Source organism: Pseudoalteromonas sp. OF7H-1 (assembly GCF_022347825.1).
GTDB classification, from domain to species: Bacteria; Pseudomonadota; Gammaproteobacteria; order Enterobacterales; family Alteromonadaceae; genus Pseudoalteromonas; species Pseudoalteromonas maricaloris.
In genome coordinates, this window is record NZ_JAKRFX010000010.1 from 121,483 (window position 1) to 134,894 (window position 13,412).

Below are 13,412 nucleotides of genomic sequence, written 5' to 3' on the forward strand. Positions count from 1 at the left end.
GCAATTTTGTACAAGACTTTTTGAGTGAAGACAGATACGCTCTTAATCAATGGGGGAGAGAATTATGCAGCACTCAAAGTTTAGTTTTCACCGTGAACTCGGTGGCCTAGAAGTACTACACAACATTGATAAGCAGGAAGACTTTGGTAGACATAGCCACAGCGGCTATACGCTTGCCCTAGTAGATAGTGGTGCGCAGCGATTCTACCGCAGTGGCGGTGAACACTTAGCTAGTCAGCATAGTGTCATTTTGATTAATGCAGAGCAGGTGCACGACTGCAGAAAGGCGTCCAAAGATAAGTCTTCATACCGTTCACTCTACCCAACGCCTGAACTATTTAATCAGTTTCTTGGTGATGGCAAGGCAATGGCTCCTTTTTTCCATGATGCAGTGGTACACGACCGAGCGCTTGCGGCACTCATGAACACCACTTTTAACGTCTTAGAATGTGATACCAGCGTACTTGAAAAGCAGTCTCAACTTATTACTCTGCTATCTTATTTAAGCAATAAGCAAGGTAAAGTTACATTCGATACAAAAATCCCTTCGGTGAAGCAGCGAATTACCACAGCACGCCATTTTCTTTTGGATAATTTATTTGAAGATGTATCACTCGACTCCTTAGCGAACCTTGTCGGCATGAGTCCCTTTTACTTTATTCGCGTGTTTAAGGCCCACACTGGCCTCACTCCCCATGCCTTTCAAATACAACACCGGCTTAATCATGCCAAAGCATTATTGCGCAGTGGCAAAAGTGTTTCCCATGCAGCATTAAGCGTAGGCTTTTATGACCAAAGCCATTTCAACCGTCACTTTAAAAAGAATATGGGGATCACTCCCAGTCAATATAGCAAGGCTTGTTAATATGAAAGTCGCAGTATGCAAAGGCTTTTGGGATATGTTGCCATTAAATCTCGCCGTGCTTCCTTGGGGAATATTGTGTGGCTCCCTTGCCGTGCAAAATGGCTTTACGCTGCTCGAAGCACAGTTAATGTCGTTATTAGTTTTTGCAGGCTCAGCGCAGTTAGTGGCAATAGAGCTTATTGCCAAAGACACCGCGCTTATCACCTTGCTTGCGACTACCTTTATTATTAGCGCGAGACATTTACTCTATGGCCTTGCGATCCGCAACAAAATGATGGATAAGCCCCTTAAATGGCGTGGCCCCATTGCGTTTTTTCTCACTGACGAATTGTTTGCGTTTTCCCATCACCACCGCGCCTATCAAGGCAAACTTCGGCTCGTGTATGCGCTCATCGCAGGTGGTAGCTTTTATGTTGCATGGAATCTGTGGACGCTCATTGGTATCGTCGCAGGTCAGTTTTTACCTGACTTGACCAACCTTGGCTTAGACTTCGCGATTGCGGCAATATTTATTGCTTTAGTGGTCCCGAGTATTAACGCATTACCCGTGTTATGTGCCTGTTTAACGTCGGCAGTAACTATCTTAGTATTCAAACTGATCCATTTTGAATTTGGTTTAATCGCCTCAGCACTACTCGGGATGTCGGTGGGATATGTGCTACAAAGTAAAAAGGAGCGTGTATGATCACCACTATTTTAGCCATGGCTTGCGTCACGTTTGCAACTCGGTATTTATTTTTGGCAAAACAACTGCCTTTTACTATCGGCCCTAAATTACAGCGCTTTTTAAGTTTTAGCGCCCCTTGCGTACTGACCGCCATTTGGGTACCCATTGTATTTATTCAAGACAAGCAACTTGCCATCACGCCAAGCAATCCCTATTTGGTCGCCGCAACGGTTGCGGTAATACTGGCGTTTCGCTTTAAAAACCTCTATGTCACCACGTTTGGGAGCCTAGCTGTGTTTTACTTGCTGTACTAAATGCGAAATGGTTACAGCCGTTGGATTAAATCCCAAACACATAAGTGCCGTTTCATCGTGTGCTTTACTTACGCAAGCCAAAGCGCGCTGGTTTAGCGCTTCGAAGCGCCCCGTCACATGAGCTTCACGGCCAATCGCAGCAAGTGGAAATACCATATCGCCTTGCTCAACTTCGATATTTACGTCTAGGCCATTTGCTACTCGTAGCGTCATCCAGCAACCTAATTTTCTGCAAACATGAGTGACCACCCCTTTTACGGTCACAAGGTTTGTTGTGTAGTCATTGAGATTTGGCAATATGTGCTCTGCCTCGACTAACTTAGACATGTCTGCACCACCGGCAAATTCTAGCGGGCTAGAAAAGCTAAACCGAGAAAATACCGCCAAAGAGAGTGCTGTTAGTTTTATCGTATCCTTCATCATTGCGACTCCATAGCTTTTATCACTATTACCTCATCAATTGCTTACTCCTATAAAAAGTTATGGAGCATCAAGCATATAGCTATATAAAAGTACAATTCGCAACTAAAATCAACACAAAAGTTAATAAAAGGTAAATTTAGAAATTAAATGTTTTTGAAATTGACGCCACAAATGTAGAATCTGCATAGGAATCAATATCATTGCTTTCATAGCCCAATGAAAAAGACCAAGTGCTTATCGAGTAAGTTCCAGTTAGATGCCAGTGGGTATAGTCATCATCACCCGACTCCCATTCGTATTTATCACTATCAAAGCTCATTGAATGATCAACCCCGAGCGTCAGTGACCACCGCTCTGTGATTGGGATACTATGCGTGAGCATCACTATCCCGTGAGCAGCCCCAGTTCCAAAGTAATCCCATGCATACCAAAAGTCTAAGTTTGTCTGGCCATAATTAAACTTTGCATAGGCTTCTGCGTAGTTGTAATCAGCACTCACATCATCACCATGATAGGTATATTGAGTAAGGCCAACATCAAGTTTTAACTTTTCAATTAGCGTAAATTTGTAGCCACCATACAGATCTCCTTCTACATCCGTACCATCGCCAAAATCTACTTGAGACACCCAGCCTCCAGCATACCAACCACTTTTTCCAAACCAATCTAAACTGACTTGAAGCGCTTCGTCTTCCTTAGTTTGACTTACGCCATTAAATAAGTAATCGGAAGCCAATGTTACGGTAGAAGATGTCGCCGCATTGACAAATAGTGGAGTAAACAACAATGGCAGCAGCCAGTATTTTTTCATCTTTGAAATCACCCTTTAATTGCAGTCATTTCAAGCATAGACCGCCGTTTCCACCCTGTCACTGATACAGTTTTATCCGCTTGTTAACGTGCTTGGCATGATTATTTTCCGTTTTATAAGCGTTTGGCTGGCGGTAATAAAAAAGTACTCATTGATGCTAGAAGGCGAGTAAGCAGGTACATAAAGTGCGCTGTGAGTTATCAATAAATCACTCCGCTTGCAGGACAGCACCTAATGGTTCTGTTAGGATCCGTTTTTTGCCTGTAAAACCTTTGGAAAAGTCCTTGAAATTGTCATCTATGTTTCGCTTACTGGCGTTACCCACACTGCTATTTACACTGACAACCCATGCCGCATCTGTCTATGTACAAGCTGGGCCGGGGAGTTTTAATCATGCCGCACTTGACCTACTCGCCAGCCGCCAGTCGCAGGAGTATGAGCGTTTTTACTCGGGCACCCCGGAGCATACTTATGCCAATGCCGCGCAAACGCAGAGCTGGGCTTTCAGCGCGCTGGCCAACTCCACTATTGAAGGACAACTGGTCCCAGCCATTGTCAATGCGATGCGTAACTACAAGGTAACGGAGCTGAGTGCCGCTGTGCATATGCCCATCGAAATGTGTGTTTTTGGATTGAACAAGACAGCTAAAATTACGCATGCAGCATCCCACCCGGCAGCCCTGAACCAAATTGGTCATTGGCTCAATGCTCATCAGGTACAAACCAAGCCCGTACCCAAAGGCACCAACGAAGCGGCTCGCTTACTTGCAAATGGACAATTTGACCAAAACACCGTTGCCGTAGGTAGCTGCGCACTTAAAGTGGTTTACCCTGAGCTGACACTGCGCGAAGTAAGCGTTCAGGATAACGCGGACAACCATACGCTGTTTGGTCTGATGAAAATGGAAAAACGATCTCAGCCGATAAGCGAAGATGAAGCTCGCGCCGCGCTGGCACAGATCGTTGAAAAGGCGAATGCATTGGTCAAAACGCGAACAGACTCTGTAGAGGAGTTATTCTCACATATCAACCAACGCCTTGCTCAGATGCAGCCTGTAGCACTGTTTAAAGCACAACAACACAGGCCAATTGAAGACTTATCCCGTGAGGCCACTGTGCTCTCAAAAGCGCTAGAGCAAGCCCGCCAGCAATGTCTGGATAGTGCAAGCGTTGAGGCGTTTTTCCAAGCACAAATGGATGCTGCAAAGGCGATTCAATACAGATACCGGGCACAATGGCTAGCTGAAGGCGTACCAAACGAAGACGCCAATTTGGATCAGCTAAGAAGCACATTAAATCAGCTTGGTGCAGCCATTCTTGAAACTCTGACCCAGCATCTTGCCAAGCACGGTAACCTCACGGATGAACAGGCAGGCTTGTTTAATCAAATAATAAACACCGAACAGCTCTTTGCAAACGACAAAGCTAGGCTCTTTTCGGCACTGCAAAAGGTGCGTAGGGTGGATAACTGCACTATTACTGCTTCATAAACAAATTAGCGACTTGTTGCGATAGCAACAAGTCGAATTAGCTGATGTCTTGCCTGATTAGGACTACACCAACGACATCAGCCATAAGGCAATGGTTTTAAAAGAACCACTGCCTTGTTCTAGCAGCTTGACGGCTTTCCATTGCATTGATGGCCTGAACATCTGGGCCTGTTAAACTTTCATTTTGCTTTTCACTCTTTAATTTCAGTCACTTCACGCAAAGACCCGTTTTATTGATCTGCATCCATTTACATTCACCTTGGTAAAGATAATAATGAGAATGATTTTTAATTAAGGAGTAAAATATGAAAACCTCTCTTTCCATCACATTGCTTAGCGTCGGTACCTTTCTTTTTTCCCATGCCGCATCAGCAAATGAATGTGAGCTCAGCATCGAAGCCAACGACATGATGCAGTTTTCTAAAAAATCACTCAGTGCGCCATCTAGCTGTAAAGAGATTTCAGTCACGTTAAAGCATACGGGCAAACTGCCAGCCACCACCATGGGCCACAACTGGGTGTTGAGCAAAGCTGCAGATGTTCAAGCCGTTGCAACCGATGGTATGTCGGCAGGTGCAAATAATAGCTATGTAAAGCCAAACGACAGCCGCGTTTTAGCCGTATCAAAGGTGATTGGCGGTGGCGAGCAAACCACAGTGACCTTCTCTACTGAGCAGTTAAAGCAAGGCGACAGCTACAAGTTCTTCTGCTCCTTCCCGGGTCATTTCGCCATTATGCAAGGCACCTTTACACTTAGCTAGCCATTTTCGGAGCGGAGTTTATACTGAGCCTTTTCAAAAACCCGCTCTTACAGTTTTCCACTCGAGCTTTATCCCGCGATGAAGAAGCGGTTTTTTCAAGCACTCCGCCACCTCACTCCTGTTAGGCTATCTCTCTCACTGCAATTATTACTTTCCCCCTTGAACAACATACCTATAATCATTACAATCAATTGCAAACAATAATGATTATCACCATCATGAGCTTTTTCTCAATTATACCGTTTTGGTTTACCGCCGTGTTACTCTACTTAGCAAGTCCTAAGCAACGATTTTTGGCCTCTTCGATACATAAACCCACAGCATACAGTATGGCTTTAGTCCTTGTTTTGTCTGGGGTTATTATATTGACTCTGCAATACCCAATTATTTCTGCAATGTTAGCCAGTCTCGTTTTAATTATGTTTTCTTTGGTGTCGGTGACCCTAATAAGTGGATACTCAGTAAAGCGCCTCTATCTATGCTCAACACTGGTTTTTTTGCTATCTCTATTTTTTGGGGGAATAAGTTATGTGGCCTAAAACGTTAGTTGGATTTTTCTTAGGGCTATTACTGTCTATTTCTTTGGTGCTAAACCTAAATTTACTCCTGCCATTTTCAGAGTCCACAAAACTGATGATAGGCCTAGTGCTTGCATTTCCGATATGGGCGGGGATCTTAGTTTGGAGCTATGCATTTTCAAATGCTAAAGCCGCGTGCAAACCTTTGTTTGCTATCTTTATCCCCTCTTTGCTACTAAACACAGCATTACTGTTAATAAGATAAACAATGAAAAATCAAACACTAAAATCTTTGACCGAAGCACATGCATGGATTGGGATCATTATTTCAACGGTACTATTCATTGTGTTTATTGCGGGATCTCTGAGCCTATTCAGAGACAACATCACGGGCTGGGAGCGTGCCTCCTTAGCCGCCCAGTCTAACGAGCCACTTAGCGCCATTTCCTACGACAAGGCGATTACATCAATTGCGCAGCAATACGATGTCGATACACACCATGGCTTTTTTATGCGCGAGCCTACGCCACATAACCCTTTTATTGAAGTTTACTTTGCAACCCATTTAGACGAGCCGCTCACGGGCGAAGATCATCAAGACCAGCACCTTCTGCTATCACCACAGACGGGAGAAGTCCTCGCTGATGCCGACAGATTTGAATTTGCCAGTTTTCTCTATGAGTTGCACTACGATTTAGGGCTTGGCCGCGCCGGACTCTATTTTGTTGGGATCATCACCCTATTTTTCTTCGTTGCTGTACTAAGCGGGATCATCATTCACTGGCGCAAAATAGCCAAAAACTTTTTCCAATATCGCGCCGAAGGTAAAAAAGACAAATGGTTAGATGCTCATAATCTAATTGGCACGATGGGCCTACCTTTTCACATAATGTATGCCTTCACGGGATTAGTATTTAATCTTGTTATCATTTATCAGATTTCATACGCCGTATTACTTTACGGTGGCAATCAAACCGCCCTACTCCAAGCCGCTGGATTTAATGAACCAAATATCGAAGCACTGGAGCAATCACGACCAATGCGCGGCGTCGATCAACTAAGAGTAAAGGCACTAGATACGTTAGGGGATGTGTCGCTCACAACGGTGGAAATCACCCACTTTGGCGACAAAAACGCAGTAGTGAGTTTTACCGCGAAAAGTAACGATGCTTTTTCAAATTACAAAGAAGTACAATACACACTAAACGACCAATCACAAATTTATCTCACTGAAAACAACTACGACAACGCTGTTCGCGCAGGGCTCTCTACCATCGCGAGTCTTCACTTTGGAGATTTTGCTGGATATGGCATGCGACTGGCATTTTTGAGTCTTGGCCTTGCAACCGCCTATTTAATCGTTACCGGTAATTTGATGTGGATTGACAAGCGTGCCAAGCAGAAAAAGCAAAGTGCTAAAAGTCTATTATTTGTAAAACGATTAACATCAGGTGGCTTTATCGGTGTGCTATTGGCCATCGCCATTGGTTTCGCGATGACAACTTTTCTATCGACAAATCACATAGACAAACTAGAGACGGTTAAGTTTTCGATGTTTTCTGCCTTTATCTTTGCACTCATTAGCAGCCAATTCGCAAAGCACGTATTGTCGTTTAGCAAAGTATTATTAGGTTTAAGTGGCATTTGCTATTGCTTAAGCGCGGTCATGAATGCGGCGTCTTTTGTTAGCCAGTACAATACATTACCCACTCAAACGAGAGTTGACTTTGCTATTGTAACTGCACTTATGTGTTTAATGGCCTTGATTTGTTGGAAAGCAGTATCACAGATCAACGCGGCAGCACAAACTTCTGTGCCTGTTTCGCAAGATCAGCAGCCACAACAAACCATGAGTTAGCCAAACAGCGTGTAAGGTAATGAAAAAAGCGGGCTAACCCAGCCCGCTTTGTCTTACTCTCACAGGGAAACAATGTGAAATTAAAACTCTGTCTTAAATCTTAGGTAGTACTCACGACCCAAATATAAAGACGAATGAATGGGATCTGCGTTATTTCCATTACCCGTCGCAAAAGGCGGCGCTTCGTCCAATAGATTGTTAACGCCCAGCGTAATTTGAGTATCAACAGAATCTACATGGTAGGTTACTTGAGCATTATGTGTCAGCGTGCTATCAACGGTATTGGTAAAGTTAACGATTTGGTCGCCTTGTTTAACCGATACTTCTTCTAACATTGAATCGATGTAGTAACTTTGCCAACTTGCGCTAAAGTCGTCATGCTGCCAATTAAGTGCAAAGTTAACTCTGTGCTCAGGCACTGCCATCTGGCCATTAACGCGCTGTCCGGCTCTGTCTTTGGTTGCAAGGCCAGGTTCAATGACTTCATGTTTACTCACAAATGACCAGTTTAGTGCGGTACTCAAATCACCAAATGAAAACTGCCCGATTTCAAAACGAACTTCAGCGTCTACCCCTTGACGATTTAATGCATTGAGGTTTTCATTAAACACATCAACGCCGGTGATCACCCCCTGAAACTCACCAGATTGAACGCGATGAACAGAGTCGCAGTACAAACCATTATTCATACATTCACTCAATTTAGTCACCGCGCTAATGTTACCAATGGCATCTTTTAATTGGATGTCATAAAAATCTAAGGTGATTGAACCGTTAGTAAGCCAGCTCGGCTGATAAATTACCCCAAGTGTTTTGCTCGTCGCGGTTTCTGGTTCAAGTTCGGTGTTACCGCCAGTATTAGTTCTGATCTGTCCGATCGTTTCTCGGTAACTACCATCAGCGGGAACGCCTGTGCTAACACAGTTTTGGTTTGGATTTGCTACGGCACAAGGATCGTCGCCATTTTCAAAGCCAGGTAACCTTCCTTTATAAAGTTCCACCACATTAGGCGCTCTAAATGCTTGTGACCAAGTCCCTCTAAAACTCAACTGCTCATTCAACGCCCAAAATACGCCCACTTTTGAATTGGTGGTCGAGCCAAACGTATCAAAGTCTGAATATCGAGTCGCGAGATTTAACTCTAGGCTCTGCGCCCAATCGTGGTCTGATAATAGTGGCACGACAGCTTCTAGGTAGGCTTCATTGAGCGAATATTCGCCGCCTGTTGGTCTACCTAACCCATCCGTGACTAAAATATTAATAGAAACGGCATCTGTTTGATTGCGTGCCTCAACCTTTTGATTTTCGATGCCAAAAGACACACCGAGGTCGCCCGCAGGCAAACTCGCCACTACGCCACTTACATTCGCGCTGGCGATTTTAATCTGGTTATGGCCTTGTTGGATCCCTGGCCAATCACCAGAGAGATAATTTAGCATGTCCTCGGAAATCTCAGAGTCGGTACCGGGTTGACCAAAGATATTAAGCGGCACACAGCCCTCAATTAGCGTATCCGGTGTAGCACCACAGCGCAGCACGCCTTGATCATCAAAATGGGTAGGACCAACCGCATTTTTAGCCGCTGGCCAATTGAATATACCGGTTTTTAGTCGTTTGTTTGAGTTGCGACCAAAATTGTAGGCCAACTCCCAGCTCCAATCTGCATTAAAATCACCAGAGAGCGCCATCACAATACGGTATTGGCTGTTTTCTACATGGTTCATACGGCCATTGGTTTCTACCATTCTGCGACGCCAGTCATTGATGGCATAAGGATTACCATCTTTGTCTTTTGGACCAAATTGCTGGTTGTAGTAGTTATCAGGAGAGTAAGTAAAATCTAAATACCCACCCCAAACTGGAACTAATGGCTGAGGCGCACCATTGGTTGTGGATTTTCGATGTGAATAAAGCGCCTCGAAATTGAATACCACGTCATCCGAAAACTTCAAATTGCCAAGATCATACTCGCCAAACGCACTCATGCTATAGCGTTCAAAAGGCGTTTGCAGCAAGCTCGGCTCTTGGTAGTTGTATAAATCATTTTGCGCAAGTGACGCATCGGAGATAGTTTCACGCCACTCGCCGTATTCTGGGCCTCGGGTAACAAATATTTCCTTGCCGTTTTCATCCGTGACTTTTAGGTTACTCCATGGCATTGCGGAGCTACCGCCTTGGCCGTAACTGCCATCGGGATTAAGTGTTAAATCATAGCGGCTAAAGTCTCTGTCGCCAGCATACACTTCTTGTTTTTCATCGTAGCTGGCACTCACCATAAAGCGCCCTTTATCACCAACAATGCCTGTTACAAGTTCCAAAGAAGTTGTATCAGCATCGCCTTCAGCAGATTGGCCAATGGAGCCACTGACCTCAAAAATATCGCCCGTTTGGCGAGTAATAATGTTTACGACACCAGACACCGCATCAGAGCCGTAAATAGAAGAGGCACCGTCCAATAAAATTTCAACACGTTCAATAATCGCAGTAGGTATAGCACTTAGATCAACCGCAGCATCCGCGCCATTTCCCCCGTTTGGTAAGCGGCGGCCATTTAGCAAGACCAATGTGCGCTGTGCACCTAAACCGCGTAAGTCAAAGTTTGTCACGCCCGACGTATTTTCATTTTGAGAAGCATTAGGTGCACTGGCGGAAACCGTTAGATTTTGCAGCATATCACCAATATTTTTAAACCCGGTTTGCTCAATATCCGCCCTAGATATTGTGGTTACCGCACCAGGTTTGCTTAGGTTTGCCCGCGCGATACGCGACCCCGTTACCATAATCTTCTCAACAGCTTCCGACGCTGCTTCTTCAGCAAGCACAGGGGCCGTCCACACCATAGCGCCCGAACCACACAAGCTGGCGATTGCCAACGCCAAAGTCGTTTTTTGTTTTGTTCTTGTCATAACGGTTTCCTTTGTAACGTTCCAAATTATAATTAGACGCTGACGATAGAAAGTTTCTTATTATCACCACAGGGAATGAAATAGGTTATTTATTGCGCCTTTTTATACTGATAACACAATTAAATCGTTCCAACAAATGATTCTAGACGATTTGCGCAATATTTATTTACTTTTATTGAATATTCAAGCATCTAATTAAAAATCATGTAATCAGTCAGATTTGCCGTGATCACACCCCAGAAAGTCACAAATGTCACCACTCTCTTGGTATTCAATATTGGCATTTAAGGCCACCGAAATCTGGTAAAAAGCACTTATCGGGACTACCTTTATCTGGTCTTTGCGATTTGATTTTTGTTCCTCTGAGCATGTTTTGCTCGTGGCGTACAACTTGCCCGATGTACATATCAATCAAACTTCTGCAAAAACAAACTTAGAAGACAATAGACCTTAGCAATCTTCCGTCATCGAACAAACAAGGATCTCCCATGGATAAGAAGCAAAACACACCATCGATTTGTCCTTTTGCACATGGTGCAAATACGTCGTCAGAGCATAGCGAGCACCAGTGGTGGCCAAATAGCCTGAACCTAGACATATTGCATCAGCACGATACGAAGACCGATCCGATGGATGCCAATTTTGATTACAAAAGCGCATTTAACAGCCTCGATTACCCCGCCCTGAAAAAAGATCTCGAGCAGCTTATGACAGATTCGCAGCCATGGTGGCCCGCCGACTGGGGACACTATGGTGGGTTAATGATCAGAATGGCATGGCATGCTGCAGGCAGTTACCGTGTTGCGGATGGTCGCGGTGGTGCAAACACGGGTAATCAGCGTTTTGCTCCGCTAAACAGTTGGCCGGACAACGGAAACTTAGATAAAGCCCGGCGTTTACTTTGGCCGATTAAAAGAAAGTATGGCAATCGTATTTCGTGGGCCGATTTAATCGTGCTGGCGGGCAATGTTGCTTATGAGTCAATGGGATTCAAAACCTTTGGCTTTGCCGGTGGCCGAGAAGATATCTGGCATCCAGAAAAAGACACCTACTGGGGCAGCGAAAAAGAGTGGCTGGCTCCCTCAAATAACCAAAACAGTCGCTATAGCGGTGAACGCGATTTAGAAAATCCGCTTGCCGCTGTGATGATGGGTCTTATCTACGTTAATCCAGAGGGCGTAGATGGTAATCCCGATCCGTTAAAAACAGCTGAAGATATGCGTGTTACCTTCGCTCGAATGGCAATGAACGATGAAGAAACGGTTGCGCTAACCGCTGGCGGACACACTGTGGGTAAAGCGCACGGAAATGGCAATGCCGATGAATTAGGCCCGGAGCCCGAAGGCGCGGACTTGCATGAACAAGGTTTTGGTTGGATGAATCACAGCTCGCGTGGCATTGGCTCTGATGCGGTAACCAGTGGTATTGAAGGCGCTTGGACGACGAACCCAACTCAATGGGACAATGGCTACTTCTACTTGCTGTTCACATACGAATGGGAGCAGACCAAAAGCCCGGCGGGTGCATGGCAATGGCAGCCTATCAATATAAAAGAAGAAGATAAACCAGTTGATGCTGAAGACGCATCTAAACGCTGCATGCCGATGATGACAGATGCCGATATGGCACTGAAAATGGACCCTGCTTATCGTAAAATTTCAGAGAAGTTTTATGCCGACCCCGACTATTTTAACGATGTTTTTGCAAGAGCGTGGTTTAAGCTTACCCATCGCGACCTTGGCCCAAAAAGTCGTTATCTAGGCCCTGAAGTCCCTAACGAAGATCTACTTTGGCAAGACCCCGTCCCCAGCGTTAACTACACCCTAAACGACAGTGAAATTAGCGCACTCAAGCAACAAATTCTAGCAACCAATGTGACACTTTCAGAATTAGTAGCCACCGCGTGGGATAGTGCTAGAACGTTTAGATATTCCGATTTTAGAGGGGGTGCAAATGGTGCGAGGATCCGCCTAGCCCCGCAAAAAGATTGGCTTGGAAATGAGCCGGAGCGTCTAGCAAAAGTTCTTGCGGCCTTGGACGCCGTACAAAGTAATTTTACGCCAACCGTAAGTATGGCTGATCTAATAGTATTGGGTGGCTGCGCTGCCGTTGAACAAGCGGCTAAAAATGCCGGAGTATCAGTTCAAGTGCCTTTTACCGCTGGACGAGGCGATGCCACAGACGAGCAAACCGACATTGAGTCATTTGATGTATTAGAGCCTGTACATGACGGTTTTCGCAATTGGCAAAAACAGCACTACAGCGTAAAACCAGAAGAAATGCTACTTGATAGAGCCCAACTGATGGGACTCACAGCCAAGGAGATGACCGTACTGATCGGCGGAATGCGCGTGCTAGGCACCAATCACGGGCAAACATCGCATGGCGTATTTACCGATAACGTTGGCACTTTGAGTAATGACTTTTTCGTCAACTTGACCGATATGGCATATCGTTGGGAGCCATGTGGTGAGAACCTATATGAGATAAAAACACGCGACACGGACAGGGTAAAATGGACCGCGACTCGCGTTGATCTCGTCTTTGGTTCTAATTCTATTTTGCGCGCTTACGCCGAAGTGTACGCACAAGATGATAGCAAAGAGAAGTTTGTCCGTGATTTTGTTGAGGTATGGACCAAAGTAATGAATGCAGACCGGTTTGACCTAAAATAACCACTTAAAAAAACCTGGGATGTGATTATCCTTTACGCTGATTTTCAGCAGCAAAGACAATCACATCCTAACCACTACATTGGTTTACACAAAACCTTAGCCAGATGCTTGCCATTGTTTCCTA

11 protein-coding genes are annotated in these 13,412 nt (G+C 44.9%); 8 read left to right on the top strand and 3 right to left on the bottom strand.

Annotated elements, in window-relative coordinates; genetic code table 11:
* Window positions 1-64: 64 nt before the first annotated feature.
* The 3 genes from MHN30_RS13990 to MHN30_RS14000 are packed head-to-tail and all read left to right on the top strand — an operon-like array spanning window position 65 to window position 1,846.
* Window positions 65-865, top strand: a complete 801-nt coding sequence (locus tag MHN30_RS13990) for an AraC family transcriptional regulator (protein WP_130165290.1) — start codon at window positions 65-67, stop codon at window positions 863-865.
* Between the two features lies 1 nt (window position 866).
* Window positions 867-1,550: an AzlC family ABC transporter permease gene (locus MHN30_RS13995; RefSeq protein ID WP_239360071.1), complete on the top strand. Its 684-nt coding sequence runs from the start codon at window positions 867-869 to the stop codon at window positions 1,548-1,550.
* Window positions 1,547-1,846 carry an AzlD domain-containing protein gene (locus MHN30_RS14000; protein WP_039491726.1) on the top strand — a complete coding sequence of 100 codons (300 nt, stop codon included), beginning with the start codon at window positions 1,547-1,549 and terminating at the stop codon, window positions 1,844-1,846. The genes MHN30_RS13995 and MHN30_RS14000 overlap by 4 nt, the downstream gene beginning before the upstream one ends.
* On the opposite strand, the gene MHN30_RS14005 is transcribed toward MHN30_RS14000, so the two are convergent.
* Both MHN30_RS14005 and MHN30_RS14010 read right to left on the bottom strand, forming a co-directional pair.
* The gene (locus MHN30_RS14005) at window positions 1,820-2,269 is read right to left on the bottom strand and encodes a DUF4920 domain-containing protein (RefSeq protein WP_130165289.1); all 450 of its coding nucleotides are present in this window, start codon (window positions 2,267-2,269) and stop codon (window positions 1,820-1,822) included. The genes MHN30_RS14000 and MHN30_RS14005 overlap by 27 nt on opposite strands.
* Window positions 2,270-2,405: 136 nt before the next feature.
* On the bottom strand, window positions 2,406-3,080 hold the full coding sequence (locus MHN30_RS14010; protein ID WP_130165288.1) for a TorF family putative porin: 675 nt from the start codon (window positions 3,078-3,080) through the stop codon (window positions 2,406-2,408).
* Window positions 3,081-3,364: 284 nt separating this feature from the next.
* Here MHN30_RS14010 and aroQ point away from each other — a divergent pair, with 284 nt between their 5' ends.
* The 4 genes from aroQ (at window position 3,365) to MHN30_RS14030 (ending at window position 7,707) form a co-directional block, all read left to right on the top strand.
* Window positions 3,365-4,570: a gamma subclass chorismate mutase AroQ gene (gene aroQ / locus MHN30_RS14015; RefSeq protein WP_239360073.1), complete on the top strand. Its 1,206-nt coding sequence runs from the start codon at window positions 3,365-3,367 to the stop codon at window positions 4,568-4,570.
* Between the two features lie 305 nt (window positions 4,571-4,875).
* Window positions 4,876-5,331 carry an azurin gene (gene azu, locus MHN30_RS14020; RefSeq protein WP_130165287.1) on the top strand — a complete coding sequence of 152 codons (456 nt, stop codon included), beginning with the start codon at window positions 4,876-4,878 and terminating at the stop codon, window positions 5,329-5,331.
* Between the two features lie 528 nt (window positions 5,332-5,859).
* Entirely contained in the window at window positions 5,860-6,114 is a 255-nt protein-coding gene (locus tag MHN30_RS14025) for a hypothetical protein (RefSeq protein ID WP_130165286.1), read from the top strand.
* A 3-nt stretch (window positions 6,115-6,117) separates the two neighbouring features.
* A complete protein-coding gene (locus MHN30_RS14030; protein ID WP_239360075.1) occupies window positions 6,118-7,707 on the top strand; it encodes a PepSY-associated TM helix domain-containing protein in 1,590 nt (529 codons plus the stop codon).
* A gap of 80 nt (window positions 7,708-7,787) precedes the next feature.
* Here MHN30_RS14030 and MHN30_RS14035 read toward each other — a convergent pair whose 3' ends face one another.
* Complete coding sequence (locus MHN30_RS14035) at window positions 7,788-10,613, bottom strand: TonB-dependent receptor (RefSeq protein ID WP_239360077.1); 2,826 nt, start codon at window positions 10,611-10,613, stop codon at window positions 7,788-7,790.
* A 488-nt stretch (window positions 10,614-11,101) separates the two neighbouring features.
* Between MHN30_RS14035 and katG the strand changes: the two genes are divergently transcribed.
* On the top strand, window positions 11,102-13,288 hold the full coding sequence (gene katG / locus MHN30_RS14040) for a catalase/peroxidase HPI (protein ID WP_239360079.1): 2,187 nt from the start codon (window positions 11,102-11,104) through the stop codon (window positions 13,286-13,288).
* Window positions 13,289-13,412 lie beyond the last annotated feature (124 nt).

Coding starts and splice junctions, on each gene's coding strand:
- MHN30_RS13995 (WP_239360071.1), top strand. CDS start 867: ATGAAAGTCGCAGTATGCAAAGGCTTTTGGGATATGTTGCCATTAAAT.
- MHN30_RS14035 (WP_239360077.1), bottom strand. CDS start 10,613: ATGACAAGAACAAAACAAAAAACGACTTTGGCGTTGGCAATCGCCAGC.
- azu (WP_130165287.1), top strand. CDS start 4,876: ATGAAAACCTCTCTTTCCATCACATTGCTTAGCGTCGGTACCTTTCTT.
- MHN30_RS14010 (WP_130165288.1), bottom strand. CDS start 3,080: ATGAAAAAATACTGGCTGCTGCCATTGTTGTTTACTCCACTATTTGTC.
- MHN30_RS13990 (WP_130165290.1), top strand. CDS start 65: ATGCAGCACTCAAAGTTTAGTTTTCACCGTGAACTCGGTGGCCTAGAA.
- MHN30_RS14005 (WP_130165289.1), bottom strand. CDS start 2,269: ATGATGAAGGATACGATAAAACTAACAGCACTCTCTTTGGCGGTATTT.
- katG (WP_239360079.1), top strand. CDS start 11,102: ATGGATAAGAAGCAAAACACACCATCGATTTGTCCTTTTGCACATGGT.
- MHN30_RS14000 (WP_039491726.1), top strand. CDS start 1,547: ATGATCACCACTATTTTAGCCATGGCTTGCGTCACGTTTGCAACTCGG.
- MHN30_RS14030 (WP_239360075.1), top strand. CDS start 6,118: ATGAAAAATCAAACACTAAAATCTTTGACCGAAGCACATGCATGGATT.
- MHN30_RS14025 (WP_130165286.1), top strand. CDS start 5,860: ATGTGGCCTAAAACGTTAGTTGGATTTTTCTTAGGGCTATTACTGTCT.